This window comes from Paraglaciecola arctica (genome assembly GCF_018861065.1).
In the GTDB taxonomy this organism is placed as follows: domain Bacteria; phylum Pseudomonadota; class Gammaproteobacteria; order Enterobacterales; family Alteromonadaceae; genus Paraglaciecola; species Paraglaciecola arctica_B.
Window position 1 is genome coordinate 48,984 of record NZ_JAHKQO010000006.1, and the last position, 21,246, is coordinate 70,229.

Annotated in this window: 17 protein-coding genes and 1 pseudogene; 6 read left to right on the forward strand and 12 right to left on the reverse strand. The window is 39.9% G+C overall.

Features of this window, described 5'->3' with window-relative positions; genetic code table 11:
• Together cysN and KO534_RS01665 are read left to right on the forward strand one after the other, a co-directional pair.
• On the forward strand, window positions 1-1,407 hold the full coding sequence (gene cysN, locus KO534_RS01660) for a sulfate adenylyltransferase subunit CysN (RefSeq protein WP_215926519.1): 1,407 nt from the start codon (window positions 1-3) through the stop codon (window positions 1,405-1,407).
• Between the two features lie 30 nt (window positions 1,408-1,437).
• Window positions 1,438-3,165, forward strand: coding sequence for an SLC13 family permease (locus KO534_RS01665; protein WP_215926521.1), 1,728 nt, complete (start codon window positions 1,438-1,440; stop codon window positions 3,163-3,165).
• A 53-nt stretch (window positions 3,166-3,218) separates the two neighbouring features.
• Here the strand turns inward: KO534_RS01665 and KO534_RS01670 are convergent, their stop codons facing one another.
• Entirely contained in the window at window positions 3,219-3,611 is a 393-nt protein-coding gene (locus tag KO534_RS01670) for an OsmC family protein (protein ID WP_215926522.1), read from the reverse strand.
• A gap of 272 nt (window positions 3,612-3,883) precedes the next feature.
• A complete protein-coding gene (locus KO534_RS23835) occupies window positions 3,884-4,033 on the reverse strand; it encodes a PLDc N-terminal domain-containing protein (protein WP_436836565.1) in 150 nt (49 codons plus the stop codon).
• A 572-nt stretch (window positions 4,034-4,605) separates the two neighbouring features.
• Between KO534_RS23835 and KO534_RS01675 the strand changes: the two genes are divergently transcribed.
• The 3 genes from KO534_RS01675 (at window position 4,606) to KO534_RS01685 (ending at window position 9,687) form a co-directional block, all read left to right on the forward strand.
• Complete coding sequence (locus KO534_RS01675) at window positions 4,606-5,208, forward strand: PEP-CTERM sorting domain-containing protein (RefSeq protein WP_215926524.1); 603 nt, start codon at window positions 4,606-4,608, stop codon at window positions 5,206-5,208.
• Between the two features lie 152 nt (window positions 5,209-5,360).
• Window positions 5,361-9,167 (forward strand): M4 family metallopeptidase, encoded by a 3,807-nt coding sequence (locus KO534_RS01680; RefSeq protein ID WP_215926526.1) that lies wholly within the window; start codon window positions 5,361-5,363, stop codon window positions 9,165-9,167.
• A 67-nt stretch (window positions 9,168-9,234) separates the two neighbouring features.
• Window positions 9,235-9,687: a hypothetical protein gene (locus KO534_RS01685; RefSeq protein WP_215926528.1), complete on the forward strand. Its 453-nt coding sequence runs from the start codon at window positions 9,235-9,237 to the stop codon at window positions 9,685-9,687.
• 166 nt (window positions 9,688-9,853) lie between these two features.
• Here the strand turns inward: KO534_RS01685 and KO534_RS01690 are convergent, their stop codons facing one another.
• On the reverse strand, window positions 9,854-10,102 hold the full coding sequence (locus KO534_RS01690; protein ID WP_215926530.1) for a DUF3297 family protein: 249 nt from the start codon (window positions 10,100-10,102) through the stop codon (window positions 9,854-9,856).
• Between the two features lie 218 nt (window positions 10,103-10,320).
• Here KO534_RS01690 and KO534_RS01695 point away from each other — a divergent pair, with 218 nt between their 5' ends.
• Window positions 10,321-11,034, forward strand: a complete 714-nt coding sequence (locus tag KO534_RS01695) for a 2OG-Fe(II) oxygenase (RefSeq protein WP_215926532.1) — start codon at window positions 10,321-10,323, stop codon at window positions 11,032-11,034.
• Window positions 11,035-11,144: 110 nt separating this feature from the next.
• Here the strand turns inward: KO534_RS01695 and rluF are convergent.
• From rluF to KO534_RS01740, 9 genes and pseudogenes are all read right to left on the reverse strand, one after another.
• A pseudogene (gene rluF, locus KO534_RS01700) lies at window positions 11,145-11,876 on the reverse strand (23S rRNA pseudouridine(2604) synthase RluF); the annotation flags it as partial.
• Entirely contained in the window at window positions 11,873-14,686 is a 2,814-nt protein-coding gene (locus tag KO534_RS01705; RefSeq protein WP_215926535.1) for a DUF349 domain-containing protein, read from the reverse strand. The gene KO534_RS01705 and the pseudogene rluF, both read right to left, overlap by 4 nt.
• Window positions 14,676-14,969, reverse strand: a complete 294-nt coding sequence (locus KO534_RS01710; RefSeq protein ID WP_215926537.1) for a YeaC family protein — start codon at window positions 14,967-14,969, stop codon at window positions 14,676-14,678. Before KO534_RS01710 ends, KO534_RS01705 begins: the two co-directional genes overlap by 11 nt.
• A 4-nt stretch (window positions 14,970-14,973) precedes the next feature.
• Window positions 14,974-15,300, reverse strand: a complete 327-nt coding sequence (locus KO534_RS01715) for a zinc ribbon domain-containing protein (protein ID WP_215926539.1) — start codon at window positions 15,298-15,300, stop codon at window positions 14,974-14,976.
• An 85-nt stretch (window positions 15,301-15,385) separates the two neighbouring features.
• Complete coding sequence (locus tag KO534_RS01720) at window positions 15,386-17,056, reverse strand: alanine/glycine:cation symporter family protein (protein ID WP_215926541.1); 1,671 nt, start codon at window positions 17,054-17,056, stop codon at window positions 15,386-15,388.
• Window positions 17,057-17,131: 75 nt separating this feature from the next.
• Window positions 17,132-18,259 (reverse strand): M14 family metallopeptidase, encoded by a 1,128-nt coding sequence (locus tag KO534_RS01725; protein WP_215926543.1) that lies wholly within the window; start codon window positions 18,257-18,259, stop codon window positions 17,132-17,134.
• Window positions 18,260-18,331: 72 nt separating this feature from the next.
• Window positions 18,332-18,862 (reverse strand): TlpA family protein disulfide reductase, encoded by a 531-nt coding sequence (locus KO534_RS01730; protein WP_252731902.1) that lies wholly within the window; start codon window positions 18,860-18,862, stop codon window positions 18,332-18,334.
• Between the two features lie 89 nt (window positions 18,863-18,951).
• Complete coding sequence (locus KO534_RS01735) at window positions 18,952-20,418, reverse strand: glyceraldehyde-3-phosphate dehydrogenase (RefSeq protein WP_215926545.1); 1,467 nt, start codon at window positions 20,416-20,418, stop codon at window positions 18,952-18,954.
• Window positions 20,419-20,730: 312 nt separating this feature from the next.
• A complete protein-coding gene (locus tag KO534_RS01740) occupies window positions 20,731-21,195 on the reverse strand; it encodes a hypothetical protein (protein ID WP_215926547.1) in 465 nt (154 codons plus the stop codon).
• Window positions 21,196-21,246 lie beyond the last annotated feature (51 nt).

Below are 21,246 nucleotides of genomic sequence, written 5' to 3' on the forward strand. Positions count from 1 at the left end.
ATGAATAGCGAAAATACATTATTACAATCCGATATTTTGGGTTATCTAGATCAACATGAAAAGAAAGATCTTCTACGGTTTTTGACATGTGGCAGCGTAGATGACGGTAAAAGTACCTTAATTGGTCGTTTGTTACATGACTCAAAAATGATATTTGAAGATCAACTAGCGGCCATTACCAAAGACAGTAAAAAGGTCGGAACTACTGGTGACAAGGTTGATTTGGCGTTACTTGTCGACGGCTTGCAGTCAGAACGCGAACAAGGCATTACAATTGATGTCGCCTATCGTTATTATTCAACCGATAAGCGTAAGTTTATAATCGCCGACACCCCTGGACACGAACAGTATACTCGCAACATGGTAACAGGCGCGTCAAATTGTGACGTTGCGGTCATTCTTATCGATGCGCGTGCTGGTGTAAAAACGCAAACTCGTCGGCATTCGTTTTTAGTGTCTTTACTAGGTATCAAACACGTAGTTGTCGCTGTTAATAAAATGGACTTAAAAGGTTATAGCGAATCCGTTTATGAGGAAATAAAGGCAGATTATTTACAGTTTTCAAAACAACTAGAGATCCCTGATATTCAGTTTATCCCTCTGTCTGCATTAGATGGCGACAACGTAGTCAATCCTAGTGAAAACACCCCTTGGTATAAGGGCGACACCTTAATGACTATGTTAGAAAACGTAGAAATTAACGATGACATTAACGCTGACGACTTCCGCTTTCCAGTACAATACGTGACTCGCCCTAATCTAAACTTCCGAGGCTTTGCCGGAACAGTCGTATCTGGGCAAATTAAACCCGGTGATAGCATCACCACCCTACCCTCTGGCAAACAGTCAAAAGTTAAAGCGTTAGTCAATTTTGAAGGTGAGCAAGAGGTAGCCTTTGCACCGCTTACCACTACCATTTCTCTTGAAGATGAAATTGATATTTCTCGTGGCGACATGATAGTCAAAAGTGACAACTTGCCATTACACAGCAATACCTACAGAACAAATTTAGTGTGGATGGATGAAGAGCCTATGATGCCTAACAAGCAATACGGGTTTAAGTTTGCGACTAAATTTGTGCCGGGAAGTGTCACCGAAGTGGAGTATCAAATTGATGTGAACTCGATGGAACATAAAAACACTGTCCGTTTGGCGTTAAATGAAATTGCCGTAGCTAAAATCAAACTGACACAACCTGTTGCCTGCGATCCATACACCAAAAACCGTGCGACTGGTGCATTTATCATTATTGATAGAGTGACAAATGGTACAGTAGGTGCTGGTATGATTATTGATGTAGCTGAAGATACCAGTGCAGGTCAGTTTTCTGAGTTTGAATTGGAATTCAATGAATTAGTTAGAAGACATTTCCCACATTGGAATGCCACTGATATCAGTAAACTGTAATACTCAAGCAATTAAAAAGAACTAAACAATATGGATATTAGTCAGTATCTGGTATTAGCTATATTTGCAGGTACTATATTGGCGCTTGTTACTACTAACCAGCGCCCATCTTTAATTTTTTCGGCATCACTTTTGGCGTTAATAGCGAGTCAGCAATTAGTGATTGCTGATGTTATTCACAACTTTACCAATCAAGGTTTAATTACCCTAGTGTTGTTACTGTTAGTCAGTTCAGCAGTAGACAAAACCTCACTCATCAAACGTTTAGGAAGAACATTAGTCACCGCTAGTTTCAACATCAGTTACTGGCGGTTATTTGGTTTGACGTTTTTTTCTTCAGCGCTTCTCAACAACACCGCAATTGTCGCGAGTTTGATTGGTCCGGTAAAACAAAATCAATATCATCATGCTTCTAGATTATTGATACCTTTGTCATATTCGGCGATTTTGGGCGGTACCGTTACCTTAATTGGCACTTCCACTAACTTAATTGTAGATAGTTTTTTAATTGAACATGGTCATCCCGGTTTCAATTTTTGGGATTTCACCCTCTATGGTCTAGTAGCCGGATTAAGTTGTGGTTTATTAATGTTTTTAATCGCACCTTTATTGCCAGAAATCCCTAATAAAAACACTCAGTACAATAGCTATTTTATTGAAGCCGATGTAGATGAAGACTGTGAACTCATTGGCAAAAGTGTCGAAGAGAATCACCTTAGAAATTTACCCGAGTTATTTTTAATTGAAATAGCCAGAGGTGGGAAACTCATTACTCCAGTTACCCCAGACGAGGTGATTCAATCGGGAGACAAATTAATATTCTCGGGCAACATTCAACATGTAGGAAATTTAAACCACATTAAAGGATTAAAACTTTTTGCTGAGTCTAACGGCTTATTAAGAGAAAATCTTACCGAAGTGATTATTTCAAATCGCGCTCAAATTATCGGGCAAACTTTAAAAGCATTAGGTTTTAGAGCGTTGTTTGATGCTGCCGTAGTCGCCATCAGGCGGGACGGTGAATCCTTGTCTGGCAAATTAGGTGAAATTAAGCTGCAATCGGGTGATTTTTTGTTACTCGCGACCGGTCCAGATTTTATGCAAAGACATAATCTTGCCAAAAACTTTTTTATACTTTCTGAAAAGAAAATGGAAACAAAGTTGAGTAATAAGCAGGACTTAATCACCCTGGGCGGTTTTCTACTGACTATTGCTTTGGCGGCAACTTCTGTCTTAAACCTAGCAACGGGTTTACTGTTTTTTATTGCCGTTTTGGTCATCAGTGGCGTGACATCAAACACCGAAATTAAACGCAGTTTACCCATTAATCTAATAGTGGTCATAGTCGGTGCGCTAAGCCTTGCAACTGCCCTTGAAAAGTCTGGGGTCATTACTCAAATTATGCAATTAATAGATCCTTGGGCCACAAGTGTTAGCCCTATTTGGGCCTTAGTCATGGTGTATTTACTCACCCTAATACTCACAGAATTAGTTACCAATAATGCTGCTGCGGCACTCATGTTTCCTTTATCCTATGGTTTAGTAGAAACCTTAGGAGTACCCATTATGCCTTTTGCATTAGCCGTTGCCTTTGCTGCCAGCGCTAGTTTTATCTCTCCTTATGGTTATCAAACCAATCTATTGGTATTCAGCGCTAGCAACTACCGATTCAAACACTTTATTAAGTTTGGTTTGCCCATATCGATATGTTATTCAACTATTGTTTTAACACTGCTGAAATATTCATATGACCTTTAACTTGAACCTGAATACTGTTGCTCAAAGCGTCACAATAACACTGAGGTAGTTAACTACTCAGCGATTTGAATTTTAAACTCAGGCATGGCTTGGATCACTTTTTTGACAGTGCAAGTATTGGCCGCTGCAAGTAAGGCTTTTTTGTACTTTTCAGGAAAGTCTTCTGGCAATGTCACAGAAATGCCAAAATTTTTATGGTATTTATCCTCACCTATAGTGGCATGCTCCTGCGTAAGGCTGATACCGTCAGTGCTAATCCCTCGTGATTCACAAAATTTTCTAATGTAGAAGGCGGCACATAATGGCATGCTCGCCAAGAAGTAATCAAAAGGTTCTGGGTAGGATTCATCTCCACCAGCGGCTACACTCTGATCACTTATAATTTGATGTTTACCAAAGCTTGCTTGGAGTTTTTGCCCTTCAAGTAGCGTCACATCTATTTTCATTTCACATACCTATAGTTTATTTTGCTGTTAAGTTTAGATTTAGAATGATACTGAGAGCAAGCTAATCTTGGGTCGAGTCCTTATTGGATAAACCTCACAAAAGGTAACGATAACTGCTGTTAACTTTGTAATACAACATGATGACCATCATTTGACGCTTAATAGAGTTTAGTCCTAAGACATACGCGATTATATAGGTTTAATAAACCTACTTTTTGTAGCTTTCCAAATTAACTCTCATCTTTCCAATTACCTCGATTAAAACTCAGAATTTAAGAGGTGAAAGTCCGAGGTTTCAGAGGTGCTAATAACAGATAAAAAATCCAAGCAAACCAAGAGACAAAAATAACAGCCAATATCCATGCAAATTTTTCACCGCCCCTCGTCCGATCTGAAACAGCAATTAATATGATTGGACTAATCCAAACCTAGAAAAATACTACTCCACATAAAAAGCCAAACATATTTAACCCTCCACTTAAAAAAAATCTGTACAAACCGGTACTTAATAAAGCACCACCTTAAAAATGAAACAGCAAAGTCCGCTCCAAAACTAAAGTTGTTATTTTTCAATGTTTTAATTGAAATTAGAAAACCGTACCCTACCCGAAATTGCCAACTAGTAGCGGTTTTAACTAATTTTCGTAAGATTGAACAGAATATATCCAGTAGCTTCATCTTTGACATTTTGACATTTTGACATTTTGACAAATAGAAAGTTAATATGAAGAACGGTAAAAAAACCAACCAGTGTCAACTTTCTTTACAATAAATTTACTAAGCCAACATCATAAATATGTAACATATTGAAAAATAATGATTTTTAAATTAAGGTAAGAAAAATGCATAAGTTATAACAGCATGAAAAATTGCTACATAGTCGGTGACATATTTGGTTAAGTGAATAAGAACTCCTATTTTAATTACACTTAACTAATTACTAAATCGGCAATTAAAAAACACATATAAATTTATATTAAAAAAGGAAGTCATTATGAAAGTAGTTAACCGCCTTGTACTAGCCGTTAGTTTCATGTTTGCCAGTATGGCAAACGCTGATGTGATTTTGTCACTCGAACCCTCCACACAAACCGCAAACTCCGGTGATATGGTATCCGTGTCCGTGATGATCGATGGATTAGGAGATGGGGTCCCCTTGTCACTTGGAGGATTTGATATAGATGTAATTTTCGACACAAGCGTTTTATCTTTCGCTGGGTATAGTTTGTCTGATGAGCTGGGTGATGTTGGAGCATTCGAGGCATTAGATCTAAGTGGAGGAGAATACTTCCCGAGTGTTGTCAACATTTTAGAAGTTAGTTTTCTCTCTATTTTTGATCTTTGGGATTTTCAATCAGGTAGTTTTGCCATAGCTGAACTGTTTTTTAATATCAATCCAACAGAAAATCATGCAACTGCTGATATATTTTTTGCATACGTCGATCTTGATGATGCAGGCGGAGATGAGATCCCTCTTTTTGAAGGCAACGTATTAAATACCTCAATATCAGTTCCTAGCCCTGCCACTCTGTTGTTAATGGGACTAGGTTTATTCGCTATGTTTGTTAGGAAAAAACGTAATCAAGTAAACGTATAGAAACTCGTCATTTAAGATTGTCTTAAATTAGATAACAAAAAGTAAAATTATAAAAAATACGAAAATATAATAAATATCCTTTAAGAATCTGTAATAGCTGTCCAGAGTATTTGGGAAATTAAATATTTCAACGTCAATACAAGGAAATAAGCATGCATCATGTTAGTAAAATTGCAGCAGTGTTGTGTTTAGCTTTAAACACAACTGGGGCACTCGCTCAAAAAGCGAAAGGCGCCGAAAACCTATTGGCTGACAGAGCTGGTCAAGCTCAAATCAGTGTCGATGAAAACACCGGGTACGCCCGTTTTATTCGCCTCACCCCTACTTCACAACTGGGCCCTGTGAAAGCTCAGGCTCGCAGCTCCTCGGGCAGTAGCTCTAAAGTAGATACGAGTGACGTGTCAATATCATTCTTACGGGACTATGGTAGTGCATTTGGGGTACAAGATTTTGATTCTGAATTAACTTTGGTAGACACCAAAAAAGATAAACTAGGGTCGGAACACAGTATTTTTAAACAGTATTACAAAGGCTTGCCGGTTTTTGCTGGAGAATTAAGAACTCATTTTAATGCAAGTGGTGAGATGGTCGCCGTCAATGGTAAGTTTATCACTGATATCAAAGTAGATACAAAACCTGTCATAACTTTGTCTCAGGCCACCAGAATTGCTTATGTAAAGGTAGAACAAGATCCAACCAAAGCCATTACCGCAGAAACACTGAAAAATAGAGAAGACAGGTTAGATACACCGCAGGCGCTTTTCACAAATTCTTCTACCTTAATGGTATTTCGGGCTGGCATTATAAAAGGTACACCTGGCCAAGACCATCTAGCCTACGAAATAGAAGTAGTAAATGGCGCGGGTAACGTACGTGAATTTGTATATGTTGATGCGATTAATGGTGAGGTTATAGATCAAATCACAGGCATTCACGACGCACTGGACCGCAGAGCTTATGATGCCGAAGGAGCTGCACATCCTGGCCCAAACTATACTAGTAATCCTTTTTGGGTAGAAGGAGACCCATTACCTACTGGTTTAACTGAAGCAGACAACATGATCTATGCATCAGCCGAAACTTACTCATTTTTTGATAACGCTTTTGGGCGAGATTCATTTGATGATGCTGGTGCTACTATGGACGCCATTTTTAACCGTGGTGATTCCTGTCCAAACGCCTCATGGAATGGGGTCTACATATCTTTCTGTCCAGGTTTAACCACTGACGATGTCACTGCTCATGAATGGGCCCATGCATATACCGAGTATACCAACTCATTAATATATCAATGGCAGTCTGGAGCATTGAATGAATCTTTCTCAGACATATGGGGTGAAACTGTTGACCGCATTAATGGTCGTGATGCCACTAGCAGTCCCGACGGGCCTAGAACAGACGGTAGTTGTTCAATTTACGATGAAGGTACAGGGGACGATAGCGTTCGCTGGTTAATGGGGGAAGATTCAACCGCCCCCGGTTTAACTGGCTCTCTGCGCGATATGTGGAACCCCAATTGTGCGGGCGACCCAGGTAAAGTTACCGATAACCAGTATCACTGCGCTACCACTGATTTTGGAGGGGTTCACATCAACTCAGGTGTACCAAACCACGCCTACGCGTTAATGGTAGATGGCGGTACGTTTAATGGATTTTCAGATACAGGTCTAGGACTAACCAAATCTGCTCATATTCACTGGGCCGCTCAAAATATGTTGACTCCATCGAGCAACTTTTTAGATCACGCAGACGCCCTTGAAACCGCGTGTAGCGTTTTAACAGGATTGGATTTATCTGATTTAAGTGATGGTACGCCTACAGGGGAAATAATAACTGCAGCTGATTGCTCGCAAGTAAGTGCTATTGTAGACGCTGTCGAATTCCGCACAGCTCCAACACAATGTGGTTTTGTCCCCATTTTGGCAGAAGCCCCGGCTCTTTGTGAGGGAATGGGGGATGTTGAAACATTCTTCAGTGAAGATTTTGAGTCTGGTGCTTTACCAGCGGGATGGAGCGTTAGCTCACACGATGTAGCGGATCCCGCTACCTTCGATAGCCCAGGATGGCTATTGGTCAACGATTTACCTGCCGGGGCCGATGGCGCGTTTGCAGCCTTTGCTCCTGATCTTGCTGTTGGTAATTGTGAGGAAGATACAGAGGCAGGTGTCGTAAACATTGACAGCCCTGTGATTGTGCTTCCAGCTTCACCTACCCCACATGTCGCATTTGACCACTATGTATCTACTGAAGCTGGTTGGGACGGTGGTAACCTTAAGTTGAGTGTGAATGGAGGACCATTTGTTGTAGTTCCTGGTTCATCCTATTCTTTTAATCCTTATAACAGTGTTTTAACAACACCAACTGATAATCCTTTGGGTGGCGAAGAAGCATTTACAGGTGCAGATGGAGGCAGCTTAAGTGGTAGCTGGGGTCAATCTCAAGTTGACCTGATTGGGTTAGCCTCACCTGGTGATAGCATTCGTTTGCGTTTTGACTTTGGAACTGACGGCTGTAACGGCACAACAGGTTGGTATGTTGACAGCGTTGAAGGTTATTCTTGTTCCGCTGAAGTTGCACCGATTTGTGGTGACAGTCAACTTGATTTAGGCGAAATGTGTGATGACGGTAATTCAACAAGTGGGGACGGTTGCTCTGCATCGTGTCAAGTTGAAAGCGGCTTTGCTTGTACACTTCCAACCGATTCGATAGACAGCAGCAATATTGTTTCTGACTGGAGTTTCGAAGGTGGTGTACCGAACGACGACTGGCTAGCGGCATCTACGTTCGGGGGTATACAGGGGTTTCCACTTTGTGGTCCTGGTAATGGCTGCCCAGCAGTGCCGACTTCTACTGGAAGTTGGGTAGTGTGGATAGGTGGTTTAGGTACAGGCGTAACCAGCAGTGTTACCCAGGATATAACTATTCCCGTTTCAGCCACTGAGTTGACAGTTAAAACCTTACGCGGACTTTGTGATGCGCCTACTGACTTTATAGAAGTGACTATAGACGGTACTGCCATTGGAACCGTTACTTGTGATACAACTGATGGCACTTACGTTGAACAGGTTTTATCTACTGCGCCATTTAACGATGGCGATGTGCATACACTTGCAATAGGTGGAACGGTCGGTGGTACAAATGGCACTCACAGTAATTTCTTTATTGACGATGTAGTCCTTGAAGACAATGTTCCAAAACCTGCTTTGCCTAGTATATGTACCGAAATTGTCACAGACATTGCTTGTAACGCAGCACCTGTTGGTTTTGATGATGGTATCGCGCCAAGCTGGAGCGTTGTCGACAATGCGGGAACAGGTGTTGTGTGGTCAAACATTGTTGGTTCTGGTTTAGGGGGTAACTTTACCGGTGGTTCAGGTGACGCTGCTACTGCCAATAGTGATGCAAACTTCTTTACTGACTTCGATACTGAATTACATTCCAACTCTTTTAGCTTAGCTGGATGGACTGGTGCGACGTTAAACTATCTTGTTGATTATCAGAACTTGAATTTCCTTGATTTCCTTAACTTAGATATAAGTACAGACGGAGGCACTAGCTGGACTAATATTTTAAGTTGGAACGAAGACCATCCAGTTGATGGACTTCAGAATGCTTCAGGAGAAACTGTTACTGTTGATTTAACCCATTATGCAGGCGAAGAGGATGTTAAATTACGCTGGCATTACTTTGATCCTAACTCCGATGATTGGGACTGGTATGCTCAAATTGACGATGTTTCTTTAACTTGTGACAATGTGCCACAAGCTCTTAGATGCGACGTTAATCTGGATGGATTTGTAGACAGTACTGACGTCAGACTAATAGGTGCAGGTCTATATCAGCCAGCAGCATCGGGTGATCCTCGCGACAATGATGGGGACGGTGTCATTAGCATATCCGATATGCGTCAATGTACACAGCTATGCACATTACCACGATGTGCAACTCCCTCGCCTTAGTCATTTTTAGAGTCTAAAAACTTAAAAGCTCGGCCTAGTCCGAGCTTTTTTATTGGAGAAAAAGTCTATGTTTAAAATAGTGTATTTTTCGATTTTCGTTTTTTTCGGATGCAGTCTAGAAAGTTCTGCAGTAGATGAACATACCACCATGGAAGCCTCACCTCAGCTTCAACATAACGCTTCCCTTAGCAATGAACAGCTAAGTTCTGTCATTAAAATAGATATATCAAAAATTGTAAAACATCACGACTTGATTTTGAAACTACTAGAAATAGAAGATTCTCGATGCGCGACTGGCGTTACCTGTATATGGGCCGGACAAATAGTGGTGTCACTTGAAGTTTCGAATGGCAACAATGAGAAACAAACCATAAAACTTGTACGAAAACGTGAACCGATAGCGGCTCAGGCTTTTGGTTATCGTTTACTTTTACTGGATGTTGCACCACATCCTAAAAAAGGCAAAATCACTCAATTAAGGGATCAAACGGTTACCTTGAAACTAATAAAACAACCATGAATTGCTTAAGTATAAAATGTAGACTCGGCCACTCTTTAACGATGACAGTGTCTAAGCCTTAAAGAGACATTGTGAGTCTTTAATTAACTATTGAAGTGATATTCAATGGGTAAAAACACTTCAATAGCAGTTAATGATTGGCGGCATTATTGTTAGGTTAACTGACCTAACTATAAAAAGCCTCAACCTTACCTTTTAACGTAATTAAAAGTGGTTGTCCTCGGCGGTCTAGCGCTTTAGGGGATGGGATTTTTATCCAACCTTCACTGATGCAATATTCCTCAACATTATTTCGTTCTTTGTCATTTAGGCGAATTCCAATATCGTGTTCGAAAATTTCTTCTACGTAAAATCGACTGCGTGGATTACTCGAAAGGCGATCCGGTAGTGCCGGTAGAGAACTGGTATCCTTCATGCTATTAACCTAATTTAATAAAAGTGCGCTATTGTAGACAATAAAGATTTGCGGCTCAAGAAATGCTGTATTCATTAGCGTCTTTGTTTAATGGCTAGCAAATTCAAAGTTTACTATCAATTAAATCAGCAATTTTTTTCTAGGTTAGCACTATGAATTAACCAGTTTTATTCTGATTCTAAGTGATTGAATAGACGTAACAATAAGTAACAGCAGACATGTGGTTAAATAAAAAACAACTAAACGATTCAGCAATACGCGAATATCGACAAACATTAAAACAGGTTACTCCAAACTATTTAGTCATTGACGGATTATTTGATGAAACGATTCTCGACAAAGTAGTGGATATTTTACAACAACCCCAACACTGGACAACTCAAAAACACACCTACGCAGCCTTGTATGTGGATGATAAACAATGGCAAGAGGCAAACGACCAGCAGCGTTTTGTGCAACGAGATGTATGGCAGCGAAGCGCTATACATTCTGCGGATTTAAACCTCAAGCATCTCGAATCAACCAATATTGCCCTCAATTTTTTAAACTACTTACGAAGTAATGAGTTTATGTCTGTATTGTCAGAAATTTTTACAGTTCGATTAACCGACAAAAACGTCGCAGATCCTTTAATTAATACTAACTATTTTCGTTTGGGTAGCAATGACTTTGTCTCTGAACATGCAGATGACTCCCCCGGAAGAGAGGTCTGTATGTTGTTATACTTAAATAAAGATTGGAGTAACAGCGCCGGCGGCGAATTAGTTTTCTCAGGTAAACACAACGAACCTATTTATATCTCACCGCTTTACAATCGCTGCGTGTTATTCGATCCAGCCTCAAAGGGTTCTGAACACTGGGTAAAAAGCCTGAATAATGAATTTAACCATCAATTTAGATATAACGTGACCAGTTGGTATTGGTCAGAATAGCGAAGGTCTGACTGAAATTTCGTGACGACTCTATTCGCCGAAAATTAACTTTAAACTGCTAACCTACGAAAGAGCAAATCTTAATACAAAACTCAATACAGCTTAGATTAAACCGCCGTTTTACTCGATCTTTCAACGGCACGGTTAATTTCAGCCATTTCACTTGCAGTCAAATCGCGCCACTGCCCCACTTTTAGGCCTGCTAAACGTACCGACATAATTCGGGTGCGTTTAAGCTTAACGACTTCGTATCCTAAGTACTCACACATTCGACGAATTTGGCGATTTAAGCCTTGTGTCAACACAATGCGAAACACCATCTTACTTTGCATGGTGACTTCACAGGGTTTGGTGATAGTGTCTAAGATCGGAATACCTGACGCCATTTTCTTAATGAAATGTTCGGTCAAAGGCCGATTAACTGTTACTACATATTCTTTATCGTGTGCGTTTTCAGCCCGCAGTATTTTGTTGACTATGTCACCATCACTAGTCAAAAAGATTAGACCTTCAGAGGGTTTATCCAAACGTCCAATTGGAAAGATCCTTTGTTTATGGCCAATAGCATCTACGATATTACCTTTGATATGCAACTCTGTGGTGCAAGTAATACCAACGGGTTTGTGATAGGCAATATAAACCCGATCCGTCTTATCAGATGCGCTGGCGTGAATGATTTGGCCATCAACAGTCACCACATCACCGGGCGCAACTTTAGTTCCTAACTCTGGGACTAGATTATTAATCCTGACTCTTTGTTGCTCAATTAACTTATCGGCTTCACGCCTAGAGCTAAAACCAGAGTCGCTGATAAATTTATTCAGTCTAATTAGATCACTCATGAGTTTACAAACATAGGTGTAATGCGCTGCAATAAAGTCAAATCACTGGTTTGCAAAGCGCCAGCACGAATCCAATCTTTAAGTAAAGCCTCTAAATCAAGGCTATCGCCTGATTGTAACTTTTGTGCCATCAATTGCATTTGGATATTTTGACGTTTTTTTGCATCTTCACTTGGTGAGTCAAGTTGCGCCACTATTTCCATTTTTAACGTTATATCTAGACGATCTAAGTCCGAGTCCACTTCTCGAAAACATTGCTGCCAGGGTTTATTTAAATTAGCCACAGCGGCAGGTATATCGCTTTCGGATTGCCACTCTTCTAATGCAGAAAATAGCGCTTGATAGGTTTGACTTTTTGCCATCTTCGCAAACTCAGTCAGTTTTGACTGTTGCTGTTCAACTACCTTTTGTACCCTTTGTTCCAAAGCCTTACGGTCACGTATAGGTAAACTAAGAATCGCATCGTTTATGTCTTGTTTTTGTTGTAAAGCGTTTTGAACACTTGCGTTATCTTGGGCACTACTACATAACGTTTCAAACTGAGAAACTTGTTCTTTAACCAAACTCACTTGTTGGTCGAGCACCGCTTTATGTTGTTGATTTAGCTCAGACTTTTTAGCAAACAAAACATCGTTTGCCTTTCTGAATGCGGGCCATAGTTGCGTTTCTGCTTTTCTACCAGCGTGCTCAATGGTTTTCCATGTTTGCTGCAATTTTTTAGCTTGTTCTATGGCATCATCCACAGACTCTAATTCTAAAAGATTTTCAGCTTTAGTTAACAATGCTTGTTTTTGCTCAGCATTGTCTTGATAAAAAGCAGACACCTTATCTCTAAGGGGCTTAAGTAATTGTTGGTAATTGTCGTTTAGAGCATTACGTAGTTTGAAGTCTACTTCTCCAATATTTTTCCATTTTTGCTGGACATTTCTTAAGGATTTAGCAAGTTCAGAAACCGCTTCTTGGTGGTCCCCTAACCCTTTAATTTCCACCAAAATTTGTTGCTTCGCTAGCATATTTTGTTCACGTTGCTTTTGTTGTTGATCATAGTATTCACGACACGGTGCAAAAGCCTTCTCAATAGCCGCTTCAAAAGCCACATTTAAAGCGTGATCTGACTCAGAATCTGTTTTGCCCAAACTATTCCACTGTGAGCGCAAGGATTTAATTGCTTTGGACTGTTCTTCAATTTCTAGCGGCTGTGCTATTAGCGCCTCTACGTCGACTAATAGTGCAGGCTTGCGAGGTGCAGCTATGTATTCTTGCCAATCTTTTAAGTTTTCAATTTGTTCTTTAACGCTACCAAAAGAGCGTTCCAAATAGCCCTGTTGTTTCTCCGGTAATTCGCTATACCATTTTTGAACTTTTTGATACAACCCCATCGCTGCTTTGAACTTACCTTGATTGATTAGACTTTCAACGGCTCTCAATTTGTTTCTACATCGAGAAACGTCTCCATCCAATTGATTTTTCAAGGTTTTAATTGCCTGTTGCCAATTTTTTAACCTTTCATTCCACTGCTGAGACAATTGCTTCGGCATATATTTTTGATAGTTAGCAACCGTGTCACGCCATATCACCTTTTGCTCCCTGATATACTCGTGAGCAGCTTCAATTTGGCTAGCATCATTTGGCAAAGTTAAATCATCAAATTTTTGCAACAATGATTGACATTTTTTAATCACTTGTTGGAATTCAGGCAGGCTCGATAAGGTGTGTAAACTTGACAACAATTGATTATTGAGTTGCTCTAGTTGCTTATGAATTTCGGATTTGGAGGCCGGTACTTGACCAATTAACTCACTCAACTGGGCAGCGAGTTGCTCACTTTTTTCAACAAAGCTGTCGACTTCTGGCGAACTTATTTCACTAATGCGTGTATTTAACTGTGTTGCCACCTCAGTCAAACATTGTTCGACATTTTGTACTAAGGTTTGGATGTTTTCACTTAGGGCTAACTCTTGTTGTTGTGCTCGCCACTGAGGCTCCATCACAGCAATACTGCGTTCAACTCGTGCACTTATATCTGCAAATTTTTGTTCAATCTCTAGGCGTTTAAATTCGGGTAAGCAGTTAAAACGTTCTGATATTTGAGTGTACTGCTTAGTGAGCGCTTTTTGCTGTTCTTGAATAACTAAAAAGTCGCCGTGATCTTTCAATGCCAGTAAACGAGACAACATCATTTTGACTTGCTGTTCGATTTCTATTGGCGCTTTTTCAGCGGCTAACCAGCTATCGAGTTTGTCTTTAGCTAGCGTAATAATGTCGTTTGATGATGTTTTTTTCTGTATTTTAGTCAACAACTTACGGGATTGAGCATGGTCTGATAAGGTTTGTAATATCGCAATTTGCAAACTCTCATTTTGAGTATCAAACAAAAGTTTATCTTGTAACTGTGGTTTATCCGCTTTTTGTAACAAAGTCATCGCGAGGGGAGTATCTTGCTGCACCCATGGTTGCATCAACAACTTTTCAACTATGCGAATATCCTTTGTTTCAAGAATGAATTTTCGCTTTTCTTCCTCAGAAAGAGCATTGTTTTGCTTATCCAACAAGGTATTTTCAACGTACTGTTGAGACTTTTTTTGCACTCTTTCGTTTTTTGCAATCTCTGACATTTTGTACCACAACACAAAACTATCGAGTTTTTGTAATGCAGCCAAACTCACAGTTACATCAGAATCATTAAATGCCAATTCATGTAAAACAGACTTTTGCTGAGGATCTTCACTATTTAGATTTTCTATCGCTTTAAGGCGTACCTGAGGGTCAGGGTTTTGATGTTTGGAACGAAAAAGGTGCTTAAAGATCATCCTGTTTAAACCGCGCTATTGTTTGAATGTTATTAGAATTTTGTTTAAGTTCTTGCTGCAGAGATTCTCGACTTCTATGCACAATTTCGCCGTCAGGTCCCACTGTCATGTGTTGATCTGATTTGAGATTTTTGGCTTGATAGTACATCACCGCTTGCATAGATGTTTCACGCTGCTGCTGAGTAAGGGGCGAACCGTCTAACCACTTACCAGTAGCAACAGCTTGCAACAATTTTTGATATACCGGCTCAGACATTGAGTTTAATAATGCAGAACTATCCATTTTTTTAATCAGACCTTTTTAACAAAATAAGACGCACACGATTTACGATGTACCAAACGAAACCTATAAGCGAGGCCCCTATTGCAAGATTATGTTGCAAATCTCCAGGTTGCGCACTTCCCCAATACATAAATCCAAAGCCCGCCACAAATAACAACATAGCAATCATGGATTGAGTTTGAATTTTTTGGTTTTTTAAATACTTATTTAAGCTTTGTTTACGAGCGATGTCTTCGGCATCTGCAGTACCTAATCCAAAACCACAACTCTGACAGCTCTGCGCCTTATCAGACATTTTTTTACCACAAGAAGGGCAATCTATTAATGCCATATCTTTTACTCCAAACTTTGATATGCAAACCAAGGGAAATAGAAAAGCGCGGCTGATAGCCGCGCTTTTCTCAAACCACCGAAGGTTATTTATTTTGTGTATTAAATTTATCCCAGTATTCTGCAACTGATTCTTTCATTTCTTTACGTAGCAAGAAAATACCAAATAAATTAGGTAAGGTCATCACCACTATTGCTACCGCAGACAATGTCCATACCAATGTTGTATCAGACACTGCCGCCCATACAAATCCAGCCACATAGACTACACGATAGGGCATTACTGAACGAGGACCGAATAAATAAGTCATGGCCCTGTCGCCGTAGTAAGACCAAGCGATAGCGGTAGAAAAGGCAAACAGTAACAACCCAACTGATACAATATATTTTCCTGACTCACCAAAAAAACCTTTAGTAAACGCTAGGGCCGTTAGACTGGCTGAGTGAATTAACGACTCACCTCTTACGATAATATTGTCTTTAATTAAGTTACCATCCACTACTTTTAATGTTCCGGTAAAATTGTCCTCTGGCTCACCTAACGAAAAAACAACGTTATCAGCGAATGAACGCGCATTAAAAATAGTAAAACCTTTGCTCACCGCTTTACCATTAATAACTTGAATTTCACCATTAAAACTTGTGACGCCATGACCTTCAATATCATTTATGTAATTATACAGCGTTTGTTTGTCTTCTTGACTCGTTTCAACGTAATCACCGGATAATATATACATATCACTACGGTCAAAGGTATTAAAATGTTTGTCTTTCCAAACACCAGAGGAAAGAATCACTAAACCTGTAATAGTACAAATCAGAATAGTGTCGATAAAGGGTTCAAGAATAGACACCATACCCTCGGCAACAGGTTCATCAGTTTTTGCAGCGGCGTGAGCAATAGGAGCAGACCCCTGCCCCGCTTCGTTTGAAAACAGACCGCGATTTACACCACGGTTAAAGGCGTACGCAATGGTTGCGCCCAAAAAGCCACCGGTTGCAGCTGACCCAGTAAAAACATCAGAGAAAACAGAAACAAAAGCCGGTCCAACATTTTCCAAATTAGCGAAAATTACGGCTAAAGCCCCTACTATGTATATCAACGCCATCAAGGGGACTATTTTCGAAGTAACAGCCGCGATACGTGTGATACCACCTAAAATAACCAAAGCTAACAATATGCCCAACACACTGCCGACAACAAGTGGATCAAAGCCAAAAGTCGATTCAATACTTGTGGCAATACTGTTACTTTGCGGCAAATTACCCGTTCCAAAAGAACTGATAACAGTGGCAATAGCAAACGCTACAGCTAACCATTTCATGTTCAAACGTTTGTCCATGTAATACATGGGGCCACCTGCCATAGTGCCGTCTGGGGTCTTATCGCGATATTTATGGGACAGTGTGACTTCAACAAACTTCGTGGTCATACCGAAAAATGCCGTTGCCCACATCCAAAACAAAGCAGCCGGTCCACCTAAAAACAAGGCAAATGCAACGCCACCAATATTACCGGTACCTACAGTCCCCGAAAGCGCCGTAGTTAAGGCTCTAAAATGTGTGGTGTCACCGGGAGAATCCGCTTTATCATATTTTCCGGTAACGACTTTCCACGCATGTTTGAAATAACGCACTTGCGGAAATTTTAAGTAAATAGTAAAAAATAAACCTGTACCTAATAACACATATGGAAACCACCAAGCGCCTCCTAACATGCCATCCATCGATTTCAGTAAATTATGAAAAGCTTCCAATGATATTCCCCTTAATTTTTTGTCGTTTTATTTTAGTTATTTTATTTGTTTGAGTTATCTTGTTTAATTATTTTCCTAGCGAAGAATATCAATTACAGCGCGCATGGCAATCAATACATCTTCCCCCAACTGTTTACAACGTGCTGGAGACCAACCGTAAACCGGATCTGGCAAATTGATATTATCTTTAAAGGGCATTTCCAAAGTGTATGATAAACAATCAAATTCATGGCCAATCGCATTGGCTGCAACCGTTAAATTCCCCTTACCTGGCTCGTCCTTATCGTATCCATGTTCATCTTGAAACTCAGGAGTGGCAATCGCAAATGCCGACTTAAAGGTGTTTTCTAAATTATTTAGTCGCTCATTATAATTAGGATTGCCCTCGCAACCGGCCACAAAATTATAGGGTAATGCCTCGTCGCCGTGCACATCCAAAAACATATCCACCCCAGTTTCAAGCATTTTTTGTTTGACCAAAAATACCTCTGGGCTTTTTTCTAAACTAGGTGTTTGCCATTCACGGTTTAAATTGATGCCTTTAGCATTAGTACGCAAATGGCCACGCGCCGCGCCATCAGGATTCATGTTGGGTACAACATAAAACACGGCCTTATCGAGTAAAAGTCGTGCTAAGCCATCATCTTCATCTAAAAGCCGTTCCAAAAGCCCTTCTACTAACCACTCGGCCATAGTTTCACCAGGATGCTGCCGAGCCGTTACCCATATTGCTTTTTTGCCTTCTTCAGGTTGACCTACAACTAACATCGACAAATCTCTGCCATCTAAGGTTTCCCCTAAAAATTCTTGTCGGCACTCGATTGACTTTTGCGCCCAACTCACTAGGTCTAAATGGCGCTCATAACTGTAGGGTGCAAAATAGGCATAGTAGATATTTTCAAATTCCGGCGTGTGCGCAATAGTTAAGTTTTCGCCGTCAAATTCACAATCCACTCTGAACCAATCTTGTCTGTCATAAGACGCAACCGCTTGATAATTTTGCCAACCTCCTGGGTAAGCTGACTTTTCTAAATCAATAATTTTTATTTGATGGGAAACAAAACTTTGCGTTTCTAATTTAAAATGAAACCACTGATAGAATTCAGATTGGTTGTCTTTGAGGATACTTAATTGAATATTTAATGGATCTTCTGCGCGGATAACTTGAATATTTCCGCTATCAAAATTGCTACTGATTCTCACTTTTTGGTCCTGTGGAGATTTGCCCCGAGTAATCTATCACAAACACTAAAAAAAAGGATCAGTGATAGCTGCTTATCCCGAAAAAAACTGTCGTAATTTTAGTCCCAGTGCACTTGAGTAACCGAAGGATTTAGCGAGCACTTTCTGGTCTTGGTCCATGATATAATAAGTGGGATAACCTTGTATTTTAAATTGTTGTTTCAACTCGTTATGACCTAACAAAATTTGACTAGAAATATGATGTTTATCAGCAAAACTTCGAACTTCTTCTACGTTTGAATAATCTAGCGCTATTCTGACAATATTCACTTTATCTGTATCTAAATACTCGAGATTACCTATGCTCAAGGAGCAGACGCTACACCAAGGAGCAAAAAAATAAATCAATGTTGGTTTATTAGACTCGTATACGGCATTGACCTCTCCATCCATACCCACCAACAAATGCTCACTCAATTCCACATGCGTATCCACATCGAGTAAATTTCGTGATTGCCAACTATTAATCGCAAAAAACACTGCAACTAACACTACAATATCCCTTAACAGAGTAAGCCATTTAGAGACTTTGAATTTGCGATGTTTTTTGTTCTGATTGCTCAAAAATCAAACCTCTTTTCTTTGAACTAAATAAAACCCGCCGAAGCGGGTTTTTATTGCAATATTACTAGAATAAATTGTTGTTGGAATACTTACCCTAACTTACTTGGCAAAGGCTCGGGCAAGGTAGGATAAACTAAATCAGCCATATGCTGCAGCACTTTCATTACCTGACAGCTGTATCCAAATTCGTTGTCATACCAAACGTATAAAGTTACACGGTTTCCAGCCACTATGGTTGCTTGAGAATCAACCACTGAGGGCGCCCGCGTACCCACTAAATCAGTGGATACAATTTCCTTAGAAGCGGTAAAATTAATTTGATGTTGCAACGGCGAAAATAACGCAATATCGCGTAAATAGTCATTGATAGCAGTTTTATCTGTTGACTCACCTAAATGCAAATTCAAAATCGCCAAAGATACATTAGGTGTCGGCACACGAATCGAACTACCAGTCAATTTACCCTGTAACTCCGGGTAAGCCTTTGCTACGGCAGTAGCCGCCCCAGTTTCTGTAATAACCATATTTAAAGGAGCACTTCTTCCGCGGCGATCACCTTTATGAAAATTATCAATGAGGTTTTGATCATTGGTATAGGAATGCACAGTTTCAACATGTCCACTTTCAATTCGATACTTTTGATCTAAGGCTTTGAGCACAGGCGTTATTGCGTTAGTAGTGCAACTTGCGGCAGATAAGATTTTATCATCAGTTAAAATGTCGTTGTCGTTTACGCCATATACGATATTTTTAATATCACCTTTACCTGGCGCCGTGAGAAGAACTTTCTTAACTCCCTTAGATTGTAAATGTTGTCCTAAGCCCTCTTGGTCACGCCATATCCCAGTATTATCAACCACAATTGCTTGTTCAATACCATACTTGCTGTAATCGACTTCTGTTGGATTATTGGCATAGATTACCTGAATATACGAGCCGTTAGCCTTAATCGCATTTTTTTCTACATCAATTGTAATACTGCCGTTAAAAGGCCCATGCACAGAATCTCGTCGCAACAAACTGGCGCGTTTTTCTAAATCACCTTCTTTGCCACCACGTACAACAATTGCTTTGAGCCGCAACTTGTTATTGGTACCTTGCCTTTCAATAAGTAACCTTGCCAATAGTCGCCCTATTCGACCAAAACCATACAACACCACATCTTGTGATTTTTGTTGATCTTTGGCATTTATAATAGTGTTGAGTTGAGTACTGAGATACTCCTCAATAGATTGGTTTTTGAATGCGGGGTCATAATGATAGGCATATGCGAGTCTTCCCAAGTCAATGTGAGCCGGAGCCAACTCCATTTCGTTTAGCGCTTGTAACAATGGCCAACTTTCTCTCAGTCTAAGTTTACTTTGCTCTTTTAACCTAACAGTACGGTGAGCTTTAATTATATCAATAGCACTAGCGCCTAATAATGGTCGACCATATACCGAAATTTCAATGGCTCGATTACGATAAAGTTTCCCCAATACTGGCTGCATTTGTTCTGCATATTCTTGTCTTTCTTGCCAACTACTAATGAGTTCTTGCTCTAACTGCTGATTCATAACTTTTTGCCTAATTCCCGATAGTCATATCAAAATTCGCGGGCATTCTAATCAAGGAAACACAAACTACCAAATTGTTGAAAAATTACGATTCACTGTAAGAAATGTAATATATGCTCAATTTTTAGGTAATTAATTTTCATTATTATGAAAAACTAGTAGAAGGAGTGATTTAACGTCGATAATTATTAAAAACAATAAATAAAAACATGTTTTTGTACTGTAATCATGAAATTAACTTTCATGAAATAACATCAAAGTTAATTAAAAAAACTACAATTAGAGCAGATGATATGGCTTTTGAGCTTAAGATTAACGATTTGGATGAATAAAGGCATTCTTCGTAAAAAACTGTTCAACTTGTTGTTTATCTAATTCCACATTCACTTCAGACAACCAAGTACAAGCCGAATTAACATCAGACAAAAATGCAAACTTTAGATCAGCCTCTTCATAAGCGGGTACTAATTGACTTTTAATCGTGTTGGCGATTTCTGAGTCACGGATCACTACAGCCAATGCTTTCAATCCCATAGACTTTCTGATTAGGGTATGTTTTAAAAATGATTGATAAGTAGAAGGGGGCATTAGGCTCTCGCCATATAGGCAACTAAGGGTTCCCCAAGGTTTTGATAAATTTAACTGTGCGATATAGTCTCCCATTTCTTTCGCACCTCGCTTCATGGTTTCGTCGTTCCATGGTCCTCGGGCTGAGAACATAATAGTTTGGCGGGAACGATCAACAACATATTCACCATGCTCATTCGCATGTTTCATTGTTACAACCTCTAATCTAAAACGCTATAAACCCAGCCAATTCATCAAATG